We start from the raw sequence: 22,204 nt of genomic DNA, 5'->3' as shown, positions 1-22,204 counted from the left end.
TATAAATGTTAAAGGGCAATATTTTGATTAAAAATGCAAGTGAGGTAGTAACCTGTAGCGGATTCAAAGCTAAGTTCGGAAAAGAAATGTCAGATTTAAGTGTAATACATGATGGTGCAGTAGTTATAAAGGATGGTATCATTGAGGCAGTAGGTAAAACAGAGGAAATATTAAAGACCTACAAGGAAACAGATTTTCAAGTAATTGATGCAACAGGAAAAGCTGTATTACCAGGCTTTGTAGACTCCCATACCCATCTAGTATTTGGAGGCTATAGAGCAGAGGAGTTTTCTTGGCGCTTAAGAGGCGACAACTACATGGAGATTATGGAGCGTGGTGGAGGAATACTAAGCTCTGTGAGATCAACAAAAGCTGCCTCTAAAAAAGAGTTATTTGATGCTGCCATAAAAAGATTAGATTCAATGCTGTCATTTGGAGTAACAACTGTAGAGGGAAAAAGTGGCTATGGTCTTGACCTAGATACAGAAATTAAACAGCTGGAGGTTATGGAGGAGGTAGACTTAAATCACCCAGTAGATGTGGTTAAAACCTTCCTTGGTGCCCATGCTGTTCCACAGGAGTATAAAGGGAAAGAGGATGAGTTCATAGACTACATGATTAAAGATGTATTACCTGTTGTGGCAGAGAGAAATCTTGCGGAATTCTGCGATATATTCTGCGAGAAAAAGGTTTTTAATGTAGAGCAATCAAGACGTCTGTTGAAAGAAGCTCAAGAGCGTGGAATGAAAATAAAGCTCCATGCTGATGAAATAGTTCAACTGGGTGGTGCAGAGCTGGCGGCAGAGTTAGGTGCAATCTCAGCAGATCACCTACTACAGGCCTCTGATGATGGTCTAAAGAAAATGAGGGATAATGGAGTAGTTGCAACACTACTTCCAGGTACAGCCTTTAGCTTAAAGGAAAACTATGCTAGGGCTAGATACATGATAGATAATGGTTGTGCAGTTGCACTGGCAACCGACTTGAATCCTGGTAGCTGCTTTACAGAATCAATACCATTAATATTTGCATTATCTACATTATACATGAAAATGACAACAGAAGAGGCAATTACAGCCTTCACCATAAATGGAGCAGCAGCAGTAGACAAAGCTGACACTATTGGTAGTATCGATAAAGGAAAAATGGGAGACCTTGTTATACTTGAATTTCCTTCATATCACTTTATTCCCTACCATATTGGCGTAAGCACTGTAGAAAAAGTTGTAAAAAATGGTGTACTGGTATTTGACAAGGAAAAGGAGGGCTATAGCAATGCTTGCAAGTAAAAGTCTAATGGAATTTTTAGAGGATACAGCATCAAGCAAGCCAGTTCCAGGAGGGGGAAGTATTGCAGCAATGAGTGGTGCCACCGCTGCTGCCCTTACCGAAATGGTTGCTAATTTAACAGTTGGTAAAAAGAAGTACCTTGAGGTAGAAGAGCTAATGAAGGATATTTCTGAAAGAATAGCTGCTGTTAGAAATAACTTCATAAATGATATAGATAGAGATGCTAATTCCTTTAATGAAGTTATGGATGCCTTTAAGCTTCCAAAAGAAACAGATGAAGAAATTGCAGCAAGAAAAGAGGCAATTCAGACTGCTACTAAAAAGGCGGCACTTGTTCCACTAGAGATAGCTGAAGAGGCCTACAAAATATTACCTATAATTGAAACGGTTGTTGAAAAGGGTAATCAAAATGCAGTAACGGATGGAGCAGTGGCTGCAATGATGGCAAGAACAGCTGTATTATCAGCATTATATAATGTTAAGATTAATATTGCATCTATAAAGGACGAAGCCTTTGTAAAGGAAGTTAGTCATAGGGTAAAGGAATTAGAATCTAAAGTAGCAGATGTTGAAAAGCAGATATTAGATAAGGTAATGATATAAAGCACCTAGTTTCAAATAATGTTGAGATTCATTAGTCTATGGATCTCAGCATTTTTTAATTCATTATAAAACATTAGAGGATTTACTTGCAAAATAAAGAATAAGAAATATATTAAAGATATGTTTTAGAGGTGGTGAGCAGGTGAAGCAAATACAGGTTCAGCTATTTAATACACCAACAGTTGTAAAGGATAATACTAAAATATTGTTTCCCTATAGAAAAGCAGAGGCCCTTTTCTATTATTTGATATGCAAAAAAGAAGCAACAAGGGACGAGCTAGTAAATCTTTTATGGGGTGAATCTTCCGAGGAAGTGGCAAAAAAAAATCTTAGAAATGCCATGTATCAAATTAGAAAAGCCTTTAAAATAGATATAATCATTTCACCACAAAAATCCAAGGTCATGATAAATCCTGATGTACCCCTCAATATAGATATAGATACATTTTTAAAGCAGGAAAAGGATGCAGTAGAAGTATATACTGGTGAATTTTTACAGGGCTTTTATATAAAGGATGGAGAAGGCTTTGAAAATTGGATGATAGCCACAAGAGAAACCTATAGGGACATGTATATTTCTCTATTATACAAGCATTTAGAAAACAAACACAAGCCTGCCCTTAATGAAATAGAATATTATGCTAAGCTTTTAATAAATGTAGACCCCTATAATGAAAGGGCATATCAAATATTAATTAAGCAGTATCTACAAGAGGGTATTTATAATAAAGGGATAGATATATACAACAGACTGGTAAAAACCTTAAACAAAGATTTGGGTATAGAGCCAGAGATTGAGACACAAAATCTATTTGATGAGCTATTAAAGGCAAGAAGCCTAAAAGAAACCAAAGAAAATCATGTTGCAGGTGATTTTTTTTATGGTCGTGAGCTAGAGCTTAGTAAATTGATTGAAAACCATAGACAATTTATCTTAACTGACAAGGGCAAGTCAATTATTATATCAGGTGAAGCCGGTATTGGTAAAACAATCCTCAAGGACAGGTTTTTTGATATGGTAAGTAAAAATGAAAGCTATATTTTAACCTCAAATTGCTACCAGGCTGAGGAGGATTATTATTTCAAACCCTGGAACTCAATATTTATGGGGGTAGCAGCTATAGTTAAAGAAGAAGCCATAGAAATACCTAATAAGTGGAGAAATATTATAGCCCATTTATTTCCTATATTTACATCAGATACATCCACTATAAATGGAGATGCTATAGAGATGTTAGATAGCATGAGATTTAAGCTGGTTGAGGATGCTGTTTTAGGTATGTTTCAAAGGATAACTAGCAAAAAAAAGATAATTATTTCATTTGATGATATTCAGTGGATGGATCATATGAGCCTATCATTAATAAGACATCTTTTACTGCAAGATAAAAATAAAAGGCTGATGGTTGTGGCCACCTGTAGAAATGAATTTGAAGCAAGGATAGATGATTTTATAGCACAGCTAAGCAATTATAATCTTATAGATACTATTTCATTAAATAGGTTTACAGAAAATCAGGTGCAGGAGTTTATTGACTCAGCTATGCCAAATCAATTATCACAAGAGCTAGTTAAGCAAATATATAATGAAACAGAGGGCAATACTTTTTTTCTAGTTGAGTACCTTAATGCACTAAAGGAAAATCGTAATATAAACGAAATGTCTGTCAAGATGCAGGATGTTATAAAAAGTAGATTTATAAATATATCCCCAGACGGCAAAAAGCTTCTGGATATAATATCAGTTTTCTTTGATAATGTTTCTTTGGAGCTTTTAGCTAAAGTGTTTAGAAAAAAAGAAATTGAAGTATTAGAAACTATTGAAGAACTACAAAATAGATATGTCATTAAAGAAACTATAGTTCAGCAGGAAATTAGTTATCAGTTTACCCATCAGAAGCTACGGGACTTTATATATCAAAAGCAATCCCAAGCTAAAAAGAAGCTTCTACATAATCTAATTGGAGAGATTACTGAAGAAAATTTAAAGATGAGTAAAAGGGATGCAAGCATATATTCAAAGCTTATTTATCACTTCACAAATAGTGGTAATACTCTAAAGGCCTTGAAATATAGAATACTAAACACTAACATTTATCTGGATTTTAGCCATGAGCTTTTTCCAATTATAAACGACAGCTTTTCCATTAAGGAAACTAGCCTATATATGTCTAGCCAACAGGCACTAGAAGCTATTAATGAAATTGAAGCTCTGTTAAAGGAAGCAAGCTCATTTAATGAAAGCCAAGAATATATTAGGCTTGAAATAGCTTTTCTTCATATGAAGGGCAGATACCTAATTAGAGAAGGCCATTATGAAGAGGGCTTAAGCTATATTATGAGAATGATTGATAGGGCTAGAGAAAATGAAGATCATGAATTGCTATTAAAGGGATACAGACAAATAATATATTACAGTATTCAGACCCATAATATTAAGCTAATGGAGGAATATATAGAGATGGCTTTGGCTTTAGCAGAGGCATATAATAATAGACTAGAAAAAGCAATTTTGCTAAGGCTTAAGGGATTAAATAAAATTATGTCTATAGATTATGAAGCCGCAGAAGAAACTCTACAGAAGGCCATTCATCTTTTTAATGATATAAGCAAATATGATGATAAATATGCCATAAACATTGCGGCAATTTATGATTACCTAGGAGAGATAAGAAGATACAATATGGAATTTTCCAATGCCCTAAAGTATTATGATAAAGCTATGGAAATGTGTAAAAATATAAAGCTATCAAGGGGGCTAACTATTTTTAATACAAATGCAGGACAAGCAGCCTTTGATATGGGTGACTATGAAAGGGCAAAACACTATTTTATTAATGGCCTTAAGCTGTATAATGAGTTTGATGTACCTTGGGGAAGGGCTATAGCAGAGGGTTATATGGCTCTATTATCCATTAGAGAAGGGAAGTATAAAAAAGCTATAGATAACTTAAAAAGGGCAGATTCATACAGTCAACAGCTAAAAAGTCCATATGAAATAGGCTTAGTGTATAGAGTTAAAGCAGAAATAAAGATTAATATGGGTACAAATAAAAAACTAGAAAAAGCCTTTAAAACCTATTTAACAAGTAATCATAGAGAATATTGTGACTCAGGCATATATTATCTAAATCAGGTTAACGAATGTTATGAGATTGATATATTAAAGGTTCTTAGAAGAAGAGAATATTAGGTATATTACTGCTATAGGGGGAATATAGTTAAACTGATACCAGTATTAGATAAAGAACAACTACATCCATTGATAATACTAAATTATACTGTAGATTATGATAAGAATGTAGGAGGGAATAGTATGATACCTAAAGACCACAGATATATATGTGCAGAAGGAATTGAAGAGGATATAACCTATAAGGTTTGGAACATGGGAGAAAAAAAAATAAAGGTGCAGCTATTTTGGGGAGAGAAGCCTAATAGAGGTTATAAGATAAGAATTAGAGATGTAGTAATAGATGGCGACAAAATAAAAGTTTCCTATAAAAAAATACTACCCAAGCCAGATTCAGTCTATAGTCAAGTAATTTCATATCCCTGCGATTCATGGGATGGTAATATAGAAGATGTTTACCCACAATATTTAGTTGAATTACAAACAGATTAGTTTTTGTTTAATCTTCTAATTTATATTATAATATAGAAAAGGTGCTATATTATTTTAATCTGAAATTTGGCAGGTGATAAAATGCTGGAAAAAAGAAGAAGTGAAAGGCTACCGTTAAAGCTAGAATTAAAGATAACCTCTTTGTTTAAGCAGGACAATGTAATTATAAAGGATATTAATGAAGGAATAGAGGTAGTAGATATATCCCGTAGAGGAATAGGCTTTAAATGTAATCAAATGCTTCCCCTCAACTACTATTTCGACGCAAAAATACATCTAACAAAAGATAAATTTTTCTACTGTGTCATAAAAATAATAAGAACTAAGAGTATTGAAAATGGTTATTTTGTTGGCTGCGAATTTGTTGGACTAGCAGATATTTTAAGTAAATCTGTAGATGAATATAGGGAAGAGATAAAGACTACAATGAATAAATAACTTCATTAAGCCATGCAGGTGATTAAAGCTATCTGTGTGGTTTATTTAATTATATTAGGAGATGTAAAATAATTTTGTGGGGATGAAATATAGTGGATATTTTAAAAGGACTTGACCTAATAAACCCAACTAAAGACATGGTTACATTTGTTGGTGGGGGTGGAAAAACCACTACTATGTTTTTAATGGCATCTAAGCTAAAGGAGTTAAATAAAAAGATATTGGTAACCACCACTACAGCAATTTATTACCCAAGAAATAATCAATATGATGAAATTATTATAGATTCTGACTATGATATAGAAAAGTTTAAGGGTATTAAGGCCGGTAAAGTATATGTTCTAGGAAGGTCGATAAATAAGGACAATAAACTAATGGGTATAGAACCAGATGTAATTGATAGGATTTTTAATGCTGAGGCTTTCGATGTAATACTTGTAGAGGCCGATGGAGCTAAGGGAAAGCCGATAAAGGCTCCAGCTGCCCACGAGCCTGTAATACCCCAGAATACAACTAAAAACGTTGGAATTATTGGGCTTGATTGCATTAACAAGAGAATTAACAATAGTATAGTTCATAGACCACAGCAGCTTTGTAGTGTTACTGGCAGTATTATGAATGATATTATAACACCGAAAAAAGTTGAAATGCTAATACTTCATAATAATGGTATAATGAAAAATCTCCCTGAAAATTCCACTGGCTATGTATTACTTAATAAGGCTGAGGGAGAGAGATATCTGCAGGGCATGGAGGTTGTAAAGCTGTTAAAAGATAAAAAGCCACCAATAAAAAAGATCATTATCTGCAGCATTAAGGATGAAAGCCCAGTTAAGTATTGGAGGGATTTTAATGATTAGTGGTATCATTATGGCATCGGGATATTCAAAACGCTTCAATGACAATAAATTGCTATTTAAAATAGATGGCAAACCCTTAATTGAAAGGGTTATAGGGGCAGCAGCCGCCTCAAAGCTACAGGAAATAATTATTATATATAGATGTAACCAGGTAAAGCAGATTGCAGATAAATATCCTATTAAGGCTATTTATAATGAGTTGGCCCACGAAGGACAAAGTGCAGCTGTCAAGCTAGGCATAAAAAATGCCTCCCCCAATACAAAAGGATACCTTTTTATGGTGGGGGATCAGCCATTTTTATCATCAGAAATAATAAACAGTATTATAGATATTTATAATAAAAGCCAAGCCCCTATAGTAATACCTACCTATTGCGGAAAACAAGGGAATCCCGTTCTTTTTTCATCCAAGCTAAAGGACAGGCTAACTCAAGTTAATGGAGACAAGGGTGGAAGAATAATATTTAAAGAATACCACAAGGAAATAAGCTTTGATAGTTTTTCTCAGGAGGAAGCAGGAATAGATATAGATACGGAGAAGGACTTAAGCAAGTTAAAAATTAAAAGTTAAAAATGAAAAACCATAAAAGCAAGTAATAAGGAATAGGTAATAAGGAATAGGTAAGTAAAGAATCAAAACCATAAAAAGAAAATTAAAAGTTAAAAGTTAAGAGTTAAGAGTTAAAAATTAAAAGAAAAAACATAAAAGAAATGTTGAATGTTGAATGTTGAATGAAAAGACAAAAGACAAAAGACAAAAGACAAAAGACAAAAAATAAAAACCATAAAACAAAAATAAAAGTTAAAAGTTAAGAGTTAAGAATTAAGAGTTAAAAGATAAAAAAAAAACCATAAAACAAAATGGAAATTGAAAATGGAAAATTGAAAATGGAAAATTGAAAATGGAAAATTAAAACCAAAATTAAGAATTAAGAGTTAAGAGTTAAGAGTTAAGAATTAAGAGTTAAAAATAAAAAGAAAAAACATAAAAAGAAATGTTAAATGCTTATGTACTTAGAACAGGTAATATGGGAAAAGCAAATGGGGTGAAATGATGGATAAATTTGTGCATCTTCATGTGCATACTGAATATAGCTTACTTGATGGTTTTACCACCATAGATAAAATGATGGATCGTGTAAAGGAAATGGGTATGGATGCTGTAGCAATTACAGACCACGGCTCAATGTTTGGTGTTGTAGATTTCTATAAAAAAGCAAAAAAGAAAGGTATTAAGCCCATCATCGGTTGTGAGGTGTATACTGCTGCTAGAGGCCTTGAGGATAAAGACCCTAACCTAGATAAAAATCAAGGACATTTAGTGTTATTGGCAGAGAATAATGAGGGGTATCAAAACCTAATTAGGCTTGTTTCAGTTGGATATACTAAGGGCTTTTATTATAGACCCAGGATAGATTACGATCTATTAAAAAAACATAGTGGTGGGATTATTGCCCTTAGTGCCTGCTTAGCTGGGGATATACAGCAATACCTAATGAAGGGCTTATACAATAAAGCTAAGGATAAAGCACTATTAATGCAGGATATTTTTGGAAAGGACAACTTTTACCTTGAGCTACAGGATCATGGACTTAAGGAGCAAAAGCAGGTTAATACACAATTGGTAAAGCTTAGTAAAGAGACAAACATTCCCCTTGTAGCCACAAATGATAGCCACTACATTTATCAAGAGGATGCCAAAGCCCATGACATTTTACTTTGCATCCAAACTGGAAAAACACAACAGGATGAAGATAGAATGAAGTTTCCCAATGATCAATTCTACTTAAAAACAACAGAGGAAATGTACAGGCTATTTCCCTATGCACCAGAAGCGTTGGAGAATAGTGTGAAAATTGCCCAACGCTGTTGTGTTGAGTTTGATTTTAATACCATACATTTACCCCAATATGATATACCACAGGAATACACAGTACATCAATATTTAAGAAACCTCTGTAATGAAGGGTTGATTAAAAGATATGGAGAAGTAACAACGGAGCTTCAAGAGAGGCTAGATTACGAGCTAAAGGTTATAGTGGATATGGGCTATACAGAGTATTTCCTTATAGTTTGGGATTTTATTAAATATGCTAAGGATAATAATATTCCAGTAGGACCAGGTAGAGGAAGTGCCGCCGGCAGTATTGTAGCCTACGCCCTGGAAATAACCGATATAGACCCAATTAAGTATAACCTAATCTTTGAAAGATTTTTAAATCCAGAACGTGTTTCCATGCCAGATATAGATATTGATTTTTGCTACGAAAGAAGAGAAGAGGTAATAGATTATGTTAAGAAAAAATATGGAGAAGAAAAAGTAGCCCAAATCATTACCTTTGGAACTATGGCGGCAAGGGCAGCAATAAGAGATGTAGGAAGAGTTATTAATATGCCCTATGGGGATGTGGATCAAATAGCAAAGCAAATTCCCTTTGCAATAGGTATGACTATTGATAAGGCTTTAGAGGTAAATCCTATACTAAAAAAAATGGTTGAAGATGATGAGGATGCCAGCTACCTAATAAACATGGCTAAAAAGCTAGAGGGTCTACCAAGACACGCTTCTACCCATGCTGCTGGTGTGGTTATCTCAAAGGATGTATTAGATAAATATGTTCCCTTATATATGCATGATAACAGCGTAACCACACAGTTTTCTATGGGTACCCTTGAAGAGCTGGGACTACTAAAAATGGATTTTCTTGGCTTAAGAACCTTAACAGTTATAAGGGATGCAACTGATTTAATAGAGATGAATAAAAATATTAAGATTGATTTCTCCAATTGCAGCTATGATGATGCTAAGGTTTATGAACTAATAAGTCGTGGAGATACTCTAGGTCTGTTTCAGCTTGAAAGTGCAGGGATGATTCAGTTTATGAAGGAGCTAAAGCCCAACTGCTTTGAAGACATTATTGCTGGTATTTCCTTGTATAGGCCAGGACCAATGGATTCAATACCCAAATATATTAGAAACAAAAACGATTATAAAAAAATAAAATATAAGCATAAACAACTGGAGCCTATACTTAATGTAACCTATGGCTGTATGGTCTATCAGGAACAGGTTATGCAGGTGGTGCGTGATTTAGCAGGCTATAGCTATGGTAGAAGTGACCTTGTTAGACGAGCAATGGGAAAAAAGAAGATGGATATTATGGAGGAGGAAAGGCAGTACTTTACCTATGGAAAAACCGATGCCAATGGCAATATAGAGATTCCAGGGTGTATTCGCAATGGGGTTCCAGAAAACATTGCCAATGAAATTTATGACGAAATGATAGAGTTCGCCAACTATGCCTTCAATAAGTCCCATGCAGCAGCCTATGCAGTACTGGCCTACCAAACAGGCTATTTAAAATGCTATTACCCAGTGGAGTTCATGGCTGCATTAATTACAAGTGTAATGGGGAGCTCAACAAAGGTAGCCCAATACATTCAAGACTGTAAAAAAATGGGCATAGATATATTAAAGCCAGATATAAATAGTAGCTTTAGTAAGTTTACCGTTGAAAATGGCAAAATAAGATTTGGTTTAGCAGCTGTAAAAAATGTTGGTTTAAGTATGATCAATTCAATAGTTGAGGCTAGAAGAGAAAAAGGCTCCTTTACTAGCTTCACAGATTTTTGTCAAAAGGTTGAATCAAAGGATTTAAATAAAAGAGCAGTGGAGAGCTTAATTAAATGTGGAGCCTTTGATTCTTTGGGGGCCTATCGTTCACAACTCTTGGCAATATTTGAAAAGGTACTAGAGGGGGTTGTACAGGATAGAAAAAGGAATATAAAAGGGCAGATTGGTTTTTTTCAAGATACAGAAGCTATGGAGCTTACAATGGAGGACCCACTGCCAGATATGAAGGAATTCGCTGAAAAAATAAAGCTCAATATGGAAAAAGAAGTTTTAGGCTTGTATGTTAGCGGACACCCCCTATCAGAGTTTGAAAAGGAGCTTAGGTTATTTACCACAGTCTCAAGTAACAGCTTAGTAGAAATGGTTGAAAACCCAGAAGCCTGTAAATATAAAGATGGTGATATTGTTAAAATAGGTGGTATAGTATTAGATAAGGATACAAAAACAACAAGAAGTAATCAGTTAATGGCTTTTGTTACTTTAGAGGATCTTTATGGAACTATGGAATGTATAGTCTTTCCAAAGGTACTTTCAAGGTCAGCAAAGTTTTTAGAGCTAGAAGAAGCTGTTTTAATAGAGGGCAGCTTGAATTTTAAAGAGGAGGAAACTCCTAAAATATTGGCAAATAAAATAAGACCCCTTGTAAAGCAGCAAATAAGCAAATTGAAAATAATAATAGAAGATGATAAAAAGCTACAATTACTGGAGGATATAAAGCCAATCCTTCATCAATATCATGGAAATGTTCCAATATATATATATCTAAAAAACCATAACAAAACCCTCCGTGCCCAAAGAAACCTATGGGTAAAATTAGAAGAGGAGCTTATATCAAAGCTAAATAATACATTTGGGAATGAATGCATCATTATTGAATGATGCATTCGATATATAGTTAACTAAAATTTTACAATTACAAATATTATGTGTACATAATAGGAATTGTTTTTATTTCATTATCTAATAATAATCTAAGAAATAGTAATAAAATATTGCTATTTACTAGAAATCTTAGCAATGTTATACTAGAATAAATAAATACTGAAATAAGGTTATCCGTAAACAAGGTACAGTTAAAGGAGGCTTTTTAGATATGTGGACAGTTGTATATATGGCAAATACTAAACAAGATGCGGAAAATCTAAAAAATATGCTAACAGAAGAGGGCTTTTTAGTAAAGGTTAAACCAATAAGTAAAAGCAATGAAGAAGGTATTTGTGAGGTTCTTGTACCAAGATCTGAGGTTGAAGAAGCACATAGTATCCTTATGCAGAGAGGATACTAGGTTTTTTACCTCTATAGAAACAAGTGGGATTATAATACAACTCACGGGACAAAAAACGTCCATACAGGACAGTCGATTAGGAGGTTATAGAATGAAAACCATAGGAGTTTTAACCAGTGGGGGAGACTCACCAGGCATGAATGCTGCTATCAGAGCTGTTGTCAGAAGTGGAATATATAATGGCTGCAAAATAATTGGTATTAAACAAGGCTATCATGGCTTAATAAAAGGCTTTATTGAAGAAATGAATCTTTCCTCTGTAGCCGATATTATCCATCGTGGTGGAACAACGCTTCAAACAGCAAGAAGTGAAGAGTTTTTAACAGAAGAGGGAAGACAAAAAGCAATTTATGCTATTAATATATTTGGTATAGATGGATTAGTGGTAATAGGCGGAGATGGCTCCTATAAAGGGGCTCAAAAGCTTAATGAGCTAGGTGTACCCACAATCGGAATTCCTGGAACGATAGATAACGATTTAAGATATACAGAATATACAATAGGCTTTGATACAGCAGTAAACACAGTTTTAGATGCAATAGGCAGAATAAGAGATACATCAGCCTCCCACGGAAGAGCAAACATTATAGAGGTTATGGGGAGACATTGTGGTGATATAGCCCTGTATGCTGGCTTAGCTGGTGGAGCCGAAAGTATTATTGTACCAGAAATAGAATTTAATATCGACCAAGTATGTAGTAAGCTTATACAGGGACGAAACCGTGGTAAACTACATAGTATAATACTTTTAGCTGAAGGTGTTGGTGGTGCTATGGATATTAGTGAGGAAATAGAAAAGAAAACAGGAATAGAAACTAGAGTTACTATTTTAGGACATATACAGAGGGGAGGTAGCCCAACTGCCTTTGATAGAATTCTTGCAAGTAAAATGGGGGCAAGAGCAGTAGAATTACTATTGGAAGGAAAGAGTAACCGTGCATTAGGAGTAAAGGGATTAGAGATTATTGATGTTGATTTTACAGATGTCTTTAAGCAAGAAGAATCCTTTGACACAAGAACCTATGAGTTAGCAAATATACTTTCGATTTAAGGGGAGGATGAGAAATGAGAAAAACCAAGATTGTATGTACAATTGGACCCGCCAGTGAAAATAAAGATGTTTTCAGAGAATTAGTGAAAAATGGACTAAACGTTGCAAGACTAAACTTTTCACATGGTGACCACAAGGAGCATCTCAACAGAATTGAAAATATTAAGGCAATTAGAGATGAGTTAGATGTACCAGTTGCATTGCTGCTGGATACTAAAGGACCAGAAATAAGAACTGGTAAATTCTCAGTACCAGAGGTGCAATTGGAGGAAGGGCAAAAATTCACCCTAACAATAAGGGATGTTTTAGGAAACAATGAAATATGTAATATTACCTATACTGGCTTACCAAAGGACGTAGTTAAAGGCAACTCAATATTAATTGATGATGGCTTGGTTGAGCTTGAGGTAGAAAAGGTTTTAAACGACACTGATATAGAATGTATAGTTAAAAATGCAGGTGTTGTAAAAAATCATAAGGGCGTTAATGTACCAGGAGTTAAAATCAATCTTCCTGCAATAACCACAAAGGATAGGGAAGATATTGAGTTTGGAATTGAAAATGACATAGATTTTATTGCCGCCTCCTTTGTTAGAAAAGCCAGTGATGTACTAGCAATAAGAAAAATACTAGAAGACAATGGGGCAGAACATATACATATAATATCAAAAATTGAAAATCAAGAGGGGCTAGATAATCTTGAGGAAATAATTGAGGTGTCTGATGGTATTATGGTTGCAAGGGGAGATTTAGGGGTCGAAATACCAACAGAAGAGGTTCCTCTAGCACAAAAAAGAATGATACAGCTATGCAATAAAGCAGGAAAACCTGTTATTACTGCAACTCAAATGTTGGATTCCATGATAAGAAACCCAAGACCTACTAGAGCAGAGGTTACTGACGTTGCCAATGCAATATTCGATGGAACAGATGCGATAATGCTTTCAGGGGAAACTGCAGCAGGTAAATATCCCGTAGAAGCAGTAAGTATGATGGCCAATATTGCTAAAACAACAGAAGCTGCAATTAATTATCGTGAATTACTAAGGACAAAAGCAATAGATAAGGAGATTACGGTTACAGATGCAATAAGTCATGCCACCTGTAATACAGCAATGGATCTTGAAGCATCTGCCATAATAACAGCTACCTCTTCAGGCTATACAGCGAAAATGGTATCGAAATTCAAGCCAAAGGCTCCTATAATTGCAGCCACAACTACAAATAGAATTAGAAGAAGATTAAGCTTAACATGGGGTGTAGAAACAGTTCTAACTGATGTAATGGAATCAACAGATGATGTTATAGATGGTGCTGTAAGCATGGCCTTAAATAAAGCCTTGATAAAAAGAGGTGACCTTGTAGTAATAACTGCCGGTGTTCCAGTTGGTGTTACAGGAACTACAAATCTAATTAAGGTTCATATTGTTGGAGATGTACTGGTATCTGGTATGGGGGTAGGTAAAAGATCTGCTACAGGTAAAGTAGTTATTGTAAATGAGAGTAACTATGACTCTGTTGACTTTAATACTGGAGATATACTTGTTGCAAAAGCCACAGACAAAGAAGTTGTACCACTAATGGAGTTAGCAGCAGCTGTTATAACTGAAGAAGGCGGTTTGACTAGCCACGCAGCTATAGTTGGACTAAACCTTTTAAAGCCAACTGTTGTAGGAGCAGATGGTGCAACAACAAAGCTAAAGAATGGAGATATTATCACAGTAGATGCTGCTACAGGATTGATCTATAGTGGTAAAACAAGAGTTTTATAAGAGTCCTTCACTTTTTAAAGAGCTTACAGCTTTGTAAGTTCTTTTTTTTTAGTTTATAATAATATAAGGACAGTAAATCTTTAGAGTGAGTCGAATTATTTTACAACTATTAAGTATATAATAGCAATAGGAGGAATATAAAAATGATTAGTCGCTGTGAAACAACTGTAAGATATGCTGAAACCGATCAAATGGCAGTAGTATACCATGGCAATTATTTTACATGGTTTGAAATTGGACGCACCACTCTTCTAAAGGAAATAGGCTACTCTTATAAAGAGCTGGAAAACAAAAATGTAATGCTTCCTGTAATTGATGTCACCTGCCAATATATAGCCCCAGCAAAATATGATGACGTACTTATAATTGAAAGCAAGGTGGATAAAGTAATGGGTGCAAGAGTCACCTTTTCATATAATATTATAAGAAAAGATGATAATAAGCTATTAGCAAAGGGAAAAACCACCCATGCCTTTGTAGGCAAAGGATTTAAACCAATAAACTTCAAAAAACACTTTAGAGACTGTTATGAAAAACTAAATAAATATAGTCAGTGAGGTGAAAAAATGCTGTTAAAGTTAATATTATTATTTACAGTTATACCTATTGTAGAGTTAGCCCTTTTATTAAGGCTTAACTCCTATATAGGGTTAGGCTACACTCTGCTTATTGTTATTTTTACTGGTGTTGCAGGTGCATATTTAGCTAAAAAAGAGGGAAGAGGAATACTTGGTAATATTAGGTACGAAATGAGTCAGGGTAGAATGCCAGGAGACGAACTTGTTAACGGACTATGTGTTTTAATTGGAGGAGCACTTTTACTAACACCAGGGCTTCTAACGGATATAACTGGATTCATATTAGTAATTCCATTTACTAGAGCAGCCCTAAAAAGCTTTGTAAAGTCAAGGCTGAAGAGAATGCTTGAGGAGGGCACCTTTATATTCTACTATAGAAAGTAAGCAATAAAAGAAAGTAGCAGAGGAGGAGAATATATGGAACAACGAAGGCTAGGTAGAAGTAACTTTAGTGTTGGAGTTATTGGATTTGGGGGAATACCTCTCCAAAGACTTGATGAAAAGGAAGCAATTGATATTGTAAGATTAGCAGCTAAGGAAGAAATTAATTTTATAGATACCGCTAGGGCATATGGAAAAAGTGAAGAACTCATAGGAAAAAGCATACAAGGAATTCGTGAAAATTTAATTATTGCTACTAAATCTACTGCACGAGACTATGATTCCATGAAAAAAGACATTGAAATAAGCTTAAACAACCTTAGGTGTCAATGGATAGACCTATATCAGCTTCATCTTGTAAAAACCCAACAGCAGTATCAACAGATCATGTCAGAGGATGGAGCCTATAGAGCCCTAAAGGAAGCCCAAGACAAGGGACTTATTAAAGAAATAGGTATAACCAGCCACAGCAAAGAAATGCTGGAAATGGCTATAGAAACCGACTATTTTTCAACCATACAATTTCCCTACAATATTGTAGAGCAGCAGGGAGTACAGCTATTCAAAAGGGCCTATGACAGAAGCATTGGAGTAATTATAATGAAGCCTTTAGCAGGAGGGGCATTACATAAGGGAGAATTGGCATTAAGATATATTTTAGAAAACCCCCATATAAGTGTTATAATACCAGGAATGGATACAAAGGAACAGGTTATTGAGAACAGCAGTGTGGGAAAAAGCTTTAGACCTTTGACAGAAGAAGAAAGGAAAGAACTAAAGGAGATACAGGATGAGTTAGGAACAAGCTTCTGTAGAAGATGTGGCTATTGTCATCCCTGTCCCCAAGGAATAGATATACCTGCCCAGTTCATAATGGAGGGCTATTATACCAGATATGAGCTTAAGGATTGGGCATTAGAAAGGTACAGTGGGCTACCTAAAATAGCTTCCAATTGTATTGAATGTGGCACCTGTGAACCAAGATGTCCATATGACCTACCTATAAGAAAAATGCTGAAGGATGTTGCAAATAAACTAGAAGGAAAAAACTATTAGCTAGTATAAAAAATAAAAACATGGTATATAATCACTAATAGTTTCAAATAAGGCAATGGGTTAACTGATTCTATTTGGGAGCACAATGGTGCTCCTGCTTTTTTTTATACAAGGTTTATCTAAAATTCCCATAATAATATTGCAAAAAATCCTCACTTTTTATATTATTATCCTAAGATAAGGTGGGGATAAGGTGGAAAATAAGAGGGACAATACCAATATAAAAAGAGGATATTTAGAGAAGGATTTTGCCCTTTTTCATATTAAGGATCAAATTAACCTAGAGCTAGAGTTCCATTATCATGACTTTGCCAAAATAATAGTCTTCATTTCTGGCGATGTTACATATTTGATAGAAGGAAAATCCTATAGATTAAAGCCATGGGATATACTACTGGTAAATAGTAGTGAACTCCATAAGCCAATAATTGATATCAGTGAAAGCTATGAGAGGATTGTGTTTTGGATAAACCCAAGCTTTTTAAAACAACATAATAGCGAAAATTGCATGCTTGAGACATGCTTTAATATTGCCAATAATAAAAACCTAAATTTATTAAGACTAGGCCCCTCTCAAAAGACATATATTGAAAATCTTCTATTGGAGCTGGAAAAGGAATGTAATTGCAATAGCTTTGGCAGCAAGCTATTGAGTAACTCTTTATTTTTACAGCTTATTATAAATATCAATAGAGCTTTTTTAGGAATAACCAATTACCAGCTAAGTATAAATGAGGATTTAACCTACGATGAAAGCATTTCAAACATAATAAGCTATATTAATGAAAACATAGCTGACGACCTATCAATAGATAAGTTGGCGGCACAGTTTTTCCTTAACAAGCACTATCTAATGCATAAGTTTAAAAGGCAAACTGGCTATACCCTATATAATTATATATTACAAAAAAGATTAATAAAGGCTAAATCCTTAATTAAAGAAGGTAAATCAACAGGTGAAGCCTGTAGTGAAAGTGGGTTTAATGATTACTCAAACTTCATAAGAGCCTTTAAAAAAATGTTTGGAGCACCCCCAAAGACATATTTAAAAAGCATTGTGAGCTTTGAAAAAATAGTAATGGAAAAAGAAAACCAGACTGAAATACTACAGACCCATTAGTGATTAGATTATATTTTAGTATTGCTTTTCAGGGTTAATGAATAATTCCTTTGTATTATCGGGAATTTCAATTCCATTTAAAGTCTTAATAGTTTTATTATTCACCTTAAACTCAACAGAATCAACAGAATCTAATGAGGTAAGGGTAAAAAGTAATGCATCAATCATAAAGGATTGTTGAGTACTATCATCTTTGTAAATATTTAAAAATGCATCGTTTAAAGCTAAAGTAAGCTTTCCATCGTTAATACTATAATATTCTAAAGTGACTTCCTCAGGTACTGGAGGCTGTAGATAATAGCTATACATACTTATATTATCAGTGTATTTTAGCATGTTAAAAATTGCAGATATTGATGTGTTGGTGCTGACTGAAGCAATAGGAGCTAGTAGCATTCTGTTGGTTTCAGTTATAACACCAGCGTAAAGTCTTGGTCCCCTTAAGGGTGTATGGGGTTCATCCATCACACGACCATGAAATCCATCAGGTACTATTTTATTGTTAAAATAAAACTGAACCTCATCCACTTCATTAATCCCACAAAGTGAATTAACAAAGCTCTCATATGCAACAGCTGCATTACTTGAGTTAGATTCATATGTAGCTAAATCACCATATAAGTAAACATTTGCTGTTCTATTATTCAAGCTAAGCCCAGCCCCCTTAGGAATTGGAGAATCAGTAGATATACCAAGATTAGGATCCGCCCCTAGCTGCAAATTATCTAGTGTCGATCTTAATGGTGTTGAGGTATAGGGTATAACTCTAGTTATAGGAATCATGTGATTATAATCCTTATCAGAGAAGTATAGCTTTAAAGCCGTCTTATTATTATCTATAGAGTTCAGTGAAGGTAAGTATTCAAAGCTACTGAAAAATGATATTGAGGTAGTATAATAAGTAGCTTCATCTTCTATTCTTATGCTTTCAAGGTCCTTAATGTTTGGGACTATTACTAACTGATAATCCCCATTGGGTAGATTAAGGGTTTTCTGGTCTAAATCAAAGGATATGTTTAATGGAGCATCCTTTAATATAGTGGTTTCTATAGGTATTTGCTGTTTAGTTAGCTCATTGATAGGTGTAGTCATTACTTCCTTTGATCCTAAGTAAAAATCAATCGTAACTGGATCCTTAGAATTAAATGATATCGGTACAGGTTGGCCATTTGTGGAAATAGAAAAGTCAACCCTATAGTTAGATGTAGAAACAGGCATTACATCTAAAGAAAAGGATATATTTTCATCATTTACAGAAGTAAAAGAAATAGCAGTTAAGCTTTCATAATCCATTGAGTCAACATACAGCGGTAAACCAGATGCAGTTATACACAAAATAAGTAAAAGGATAATATTTCTTAAGGAACGCATTTTTTACTCCCCCCTAGCTTGTCCTTGCCTATATATTTATTATAGAATAATCAGTAGTCAAGGTAAACCAAAATCAAGCTACAAAATTCGATAAATTTAAAATTTAACGAAAATTTATCCTTGAGAGGAGCCATAAAATGATAGAAAAAAACAAATTATACCAACTAGAAATTATTGATATAGGCCACAGTGGAGAGGGAATAGGTAGGGTTGATGGATTCACTATATTTGTTGATGGTGGTATCCCAGGGGATCTAGTTGAAATTAAAACAGTTATAGTAAAGAAAAGCTATGCTGTTGGTAGACTGTTAAAAGTCCTTTCACCATCATCTAATCGTACTAACCCCATTTGCTCTATAGCTGATGAATGTGGAGGCTGTCAAATAATGCACATGGATTATCAGGCTCAACTTGATATCAAAAGGAATAGAGTAGAAGAAACCTTAAAAAGGATAGGAAAAGTTGATATTCACGTAAATGCTACACTAGGTATGGAGAACCCCTATCAATATAGAAATAAAGCACAGTTTCCAGTAGGAATAATTAACGGTAAAGCCATAATGGGCTTTTACAAAAAGGGTAGCCATCAAATTGTAGATACCGAAGCTTGTCATATTCAGCATCCAATTAATGAAACTGTGGTAAAGGCTATTAAGGAATTTATAAATAAATACAATATATCAGTATATGATGAGAAAACTAGAAAAGGTTTAATTAGGCACGTAGTTACAAAGGTGGGGTACCAAACAGGAGAAGTAATGGTTGTTATAATAACCAATGGTAGAGAATTACCACATAAAGAAAGTCTAGTTAAGCTTTTGAAAGAAAATGTAAAAGGTCTAAGGGCTGTTGTTCAGAATATCAATGATAAAAACACAAACGTTATCTTTGGAAAAGAAACAATTACTCTGTTTGGTAAAGACACCATAGAGGATTATATAGGAGAACTAAAGTTTAAAATTTCTGCCAAGTCCTTTTTCCAAGTTAATCCCATTCAAACCAAAGTGCTATACGAGAAAGCACTGGAATATGCAGACTTAAAAGGAGTAGAAACAGTTTTCGACATATACTGCGGTATAGGAACAATTTCTTTATTTCTTGCGCAAAGGGCAAAAAAAGTTATAGGTGTAGAGGTACTAGAGGCAGCAATAGAAAATGCCATAGCTAACGCCGAAATTAATAATATAAGCAATGCAGAGTTTTATACAGGAGAGGCAGAGGAAATAGTACCTAAGCTATATGCAGAAGACATTAAAGCAGACGTAGTTGTAGTAGACCCTCCACGAAAAGGCTGTGAAAAAGCTGTGCTTGACACTATCGTCAACATGGAGCCAAAACGAGTAGTATATGTATCCTGTAACCCTGCCACCCTTGCTAGAGACATAGCATATTTACATGAAAGGGGATACATTGCTGTAGAGGTGCAGCCTGTGGATATGTTTCCACATACGGGGCATGTGGAGACGGTGGTAAAACTACAACGCCAGAACCCTTGATTTTACTGGAATTTAAGCACTTTTATGACTTCTTTAGTTTCAGTAAAAACAGCGATAATTACCACCAAAAGGACAAAAAAAATAGTATTAAAATCAAAATCGCAATATGACCTGGTACGTGGGAACACGTCTACCAGTAGTCGCTTGTGAGAGTTAAAATTGGAAAATAGGTAAAAAAAAATCCTGAATTACAAACAATGAATTCAGGATTTTTTATTGCTTATTTATCTTAATATTTTAAGTTGATTATTAAAGTGCATTAATTTTAAGCATAATCTTTTCGCATCTCATTACAACTTCATTAAAATCCAAAAAATTAGTACCAATAATAATTATCTCTTCCAAAACTTCAGAACACAACTTATTTTTAGAATATCTAGCTAATAGAAAGTCAATTTTAGTAAGTGGGTATGTAAAAACGACTCTTGAATTGAAATTGTGAGTATACTTAGCGTTATTTAATTGAATTAAAACAATTTTTAAGTCATCAGAAATTACATTGAAAACAAGTTCTTCATTAAATCTTTTCTTACTAAGATTATCTTTCCATTTGTCTTTTAAAGTATCATATGTGATAAATAGTGCGAAAGCATAGATTATACCTTCATTGAGAGTATTAAACACTTCTTCAGGCAGTGAGATAGGTCTTTTAATCACATATAACAATAAGCTTGTAAAGAAGATTAGGGCATAGTTTAATACGTACAGTTCTTTTTTTGTCTCAGAATAGAATTTTTCTATTTTATATAAACGAGGACTTTTTTTGTCCCTTCTTTGTTGATACTTATACCTAATGAATGCGAACAGCTTTATAAGTATCAAATCGATAAAATACGTTGCAATTATTGTGAGTGTATAAATATTAAACACATGATTACCTATATCATATATTCCAGAAAGTATTACTGGAAAAATTAGAAAATTCAATCCTAAAGTAATGGAAATAGAAAGCAAATAGAACGATAAGTTTTGTGGTAAGTTTTCAAATTTAGTGATATTTGATATTAATCCTAATAAAGTCATGGGTAAAAAAATTATTGCTATTAGAAATAATGAGATTAGAACAAAAATGTACTTTATGGGTTTCAGAAAATTGTGATTGCTCTTTCTAGTAAACCAATACATTGATATTGTAAAAAAACTTAAAACAAAGAACATTGCAATAATGTAGATTGATCCTATCTTACTTAGTAAGGTATGTTTATCAATATTTATTAGAAAAAGAGCTAGAAAAACAACTCCAATTATTAATGAGATTAGAAATACCCATATTGTTTCCTTATTTGTAGAAGATTCATTTTGATAAAATTCGTCTAGTAAACTCATATACACCGTCCTTAATAATATATTTTGCTATATTTTATCCCCATCCTTATCAACAAAATACCCTTCAAACTCACAATCCAAAGCTTCAGCAATTGCTTCTAATTCATTCATAGAGAAGTTATCTCTTTTGAATTTATTTGCCATGTTTTGATTTGTGGTACCGAGTCTTTTGCTAAGCTCTATTATCGTTACGTTCTTTCTTTTAAGTAAAATACGGATCTTTTCACCCATCGTTAATTTCATTAATTATCACCTACCTAAGTTAAATAATACACCTATTAGTGAATATCTGCAATTGAATCATCGAATGATTTCATA

Annotated in this window: 19 protein-coding genes; 16 read left to right on the top strand and 3 right to left on the bottom strand. The window is 34.0% G+C overall.

The features are described 5' to 3' along the window. Window positions 1-5 precede the first annotated feature (5 nt). The 15 genes from hutI to F8154_RS04360 all read left to right on the top strand — a co-directional run bounded on the left by hutI (window position 6) and on the right by F8154_RS04360 (window position 17,693). The gene (gene hutI / locus F8154_RS04430; RefSeq protein ID WP_151860387.1) at window positions 6-1,289 is read left to right on the top strand and encodes an imidazolonepropionase; all 1,284 of its coding nucleotides are present in this window, start codon (window positions 6-8) and stop codon (window positions 1,287-1,289) included. After that, a complete protein-coding gene (locus F8154_RS04425; RefSeq protein ID WP_151860386.1) occupies window positions 1,276-1,893 on the top strand; it encodes a cyclodeaminase/cyclohydrolase family protein in 618 nt (205 codons plus the stop codon). Before hutI ends, F8154_RS04425 begins: the two co-directional genes overlap by 14 nt. A 142-nt stretch (window positions 1,894-2,035) precedes the next feature. Next, a complete protein-coding gene (locus F8154_RS04420; protein WP_151860385.1) occupies window positions 2,036-5,086 on the top strand; it encodes an AAA family ATPase in 3,051 nt (1,016 codons plus the stop codon). A 123-nt stretch (window positions 5,087-5,209) separates the two neighbouring features. Continuing rightward, window positions 5,210-5,518 carry a protease complex subunit PrcB family protein gene (locus tag F8154_RS04415; protein ID WP_151860384.1) on the top strand — a complete coding sequence of 103 codons (309 nt, stop codon included), beginning with the start codon at window positions 5,210-5,212 and terminating at the stop codon, window positions 5,516-5,518. Window positions 5,519-5,599: 81 nt separating this feature from the next. Beyond that, on the top strand, window positions 5,600-5,956 hold the full coding sequence (locus tag F8154_RS04410; RefSeq protein ID WP_151860383.1) for a PilZ domain-containing protein: 357 nt from the start codon (window positions 5,600-5,602) through the stop codon (window positions 5,954-5,956). A gap of 92 nt (window positions 5,957-6,048) precedes the next feature. Beyond that, window positions 6,049-6,816, top strand: coding sequence for a selenium cofactor biosynthesis protein YqeC (gene yqeC / locus F8154_RS04405; protein ID WP_151860382.1), 768 nt, complete (start codon window positions 6,049-6,051; stop codon window positions 6,814-6,816). Beyond that, on the top strand, window positions 6,809-7,387 hold the full coding sequence (locus F8154_RS04400) for a nucleotidyltransferase family protein (protein ID WP_192930159.1): 579 nt from the start codon (window positions 6,809-6,811) through the stop codon (window positions 7,385-7,387). Before yqeC ends, F8154_RS04400 begins: the two co-directional genes overlap by 8 nt. Before the next feature lie 480 nt (window positions 7,388-7,867). Further along, a complete protein-coding gene (locus F8154_RS04395) occupies window positions 7,868-11,329 on the top strand; it encodes a DNA polymerase III subunit alpha (RefSeq protein WP_151860380.1) in 3,462 nt (1,153 codons plus the stop codon). Between the two features lie 214 nt (window positions 11,330-11,543). Continuing rightward, a complete protein-coding gene (locus F8154_RS04390) occupies window positions 11,544-11,735 on the top strand; it encodes a hypothetical protein (RefSeq protein WP_151860379.1) in 192 nt (63 codons plus the stop codon). A 91-nt stretch (window positions 11,736-11,826) separates the two neighbouring features. Next, entirely contained in the window at window positions 11,827-12,786 is a 960-nt protein-coding gene (gene pfkA, locus F8154_RS04385) for a 6-phosphofructokinase (RefSeq protein WP_151860378.1), read from the top strand. 14 nt (window positions 12,787-12,800) lie between these two features. Then, the gene (gene pyk / locus F8154_RS04380; protein ID WP_151860377.1) at window positions 12,801-14,558 is read left to right on the top strand and encodes a pyruvate kinase; all 1,758 of its coding nucleotides are present in this window, start codon (window positions 12,801-12,803) and stop codon (window positions 14,556-14,558) included. Between the two features lie 143 nt (window positions 14,559-14,701). After that, on the top strand, window positions 14,702-15,115 hold the full coding sequence (locus F8154_RS04375) for an acyl-CoA thioesterase (protein WP_151860376.1): 414 nt from the start codon (window positions 14,702-14,704) through the stop codon (window positions 15,113-15,115). Window positions 15,116-15,124: 9 nt separating this feature from the next. Then, entirely contained in the window at window positions 15,125-15,520 is a 396-nt protein-coding gene (locus F8154_RS04370; RefSeq protein WP_151860375.1) for an FxsA family protein, read from the top strand. A 33-nt stretch (window positions 15,521-15,553) separates the two neighbouring features. Continuing rightward, the gene (locus tag F8154_RS04365; RefSeq protein ID WP_151860374.1) at window positions 15,554-16,573 is read left to right on the top strand and encodes an aldo/keto reductase; all 1,020 of its coding nucleotides are present in this window, start codon (window positions 15,554-15,556) and stop codon (window positions 16,571-16,573) included. A 193-nt stretch (window positions 16,574-16,766) separates the two neighbouring features. Continuing rightward, window positions 16,767-17,693: an AraC family transcriptional regulator gene (locus tag F8154_RS04360; protein ID WP_151860373.1), complete on the top strand. Its 927-nt coding sequence runs from the start codon at window positions 16,767-16,769 to the stop codon at window positions 17,691-17,693. A gap of 15 nt (window positions 17,694-17,708) precedes the next feature. On the opposite strand, the gene F8154_RS04355 is transcribed toward F8154_RS04360, so the two are convergent. Next, window positions 17,709-19,064 carry a GerMN domain-containing protein gene (locus F8154_RS04355; RefSeq protein ID WP_151860372.1) on the bottom strand — a complete coding sequence of 452 codons (1,356 nt, stop codon included), beginning with the start codon at window positions 19,062-19,064 and terminating at the stop codon, window positions 17,709-17,711. 137 nt (window positions 19,065-19,201) lie between these two features. Here F8154_RS04355 and rlmD point away from each other — a divergent pair, with 137 nt between their 5' ends. Further along, complete coding sequence (rlmD, locus tag F8154_RS04350) at window positions 19,202-20,560, top strand: 23S rRNA (uracil(1939)-C(5))-methyltransferase RlmD (RefSeq protein ID WP_151860371.1); 1,359 nt, start codon at window positions 19,202-19,204, stop codon at window positions 20,558-20,560. 249 nt (window positions 20,561-20,809) lie between these two features. Here the strand turns inward: rlmD and F8154_RS04345 are convergent, their stop codons facing one another. After that, window positions 20,810-21,886, bottom strand: a complete 1,077-nt coding sequence (locus F8154_RS04345) for a hypothetical protein (protein WP_151860370.1) — start codon at window positions 21,884-21,886, stop codon at window positions 20,810-20,812. Window positions 21,887-21,913: 27 nt separating this feature from the next. Then, complete coding sequence (locus F8154_RS04340) at window positions 21,914-22,129, bottom strand: helix-turn-helix domain-containing protein (protein ID WP_151860369.1); 216 nt, start codon at window positions 22,127-22,129, stop codon at window positions 21,914-21,916. Window positions 22,130-22,204 lie beyond the last annotated feature (75 nt).

Source organism: Alkaliphilus pronyensis, assembly GCF_009017275.1.
In the GTDB taxonomy this organism is placed as follows: domain Bacteria; phylum Bacillota; class Clostridia; order Peptostreptococcales; family Natronincolaceae; genus Alkaliphilus_C; species Alkaliphilus_C pronyensis.
Note: the sequence above shows the minus strand (reverse complement) of the source record. Positions and strands in the feature narration are given on the sequence as shown.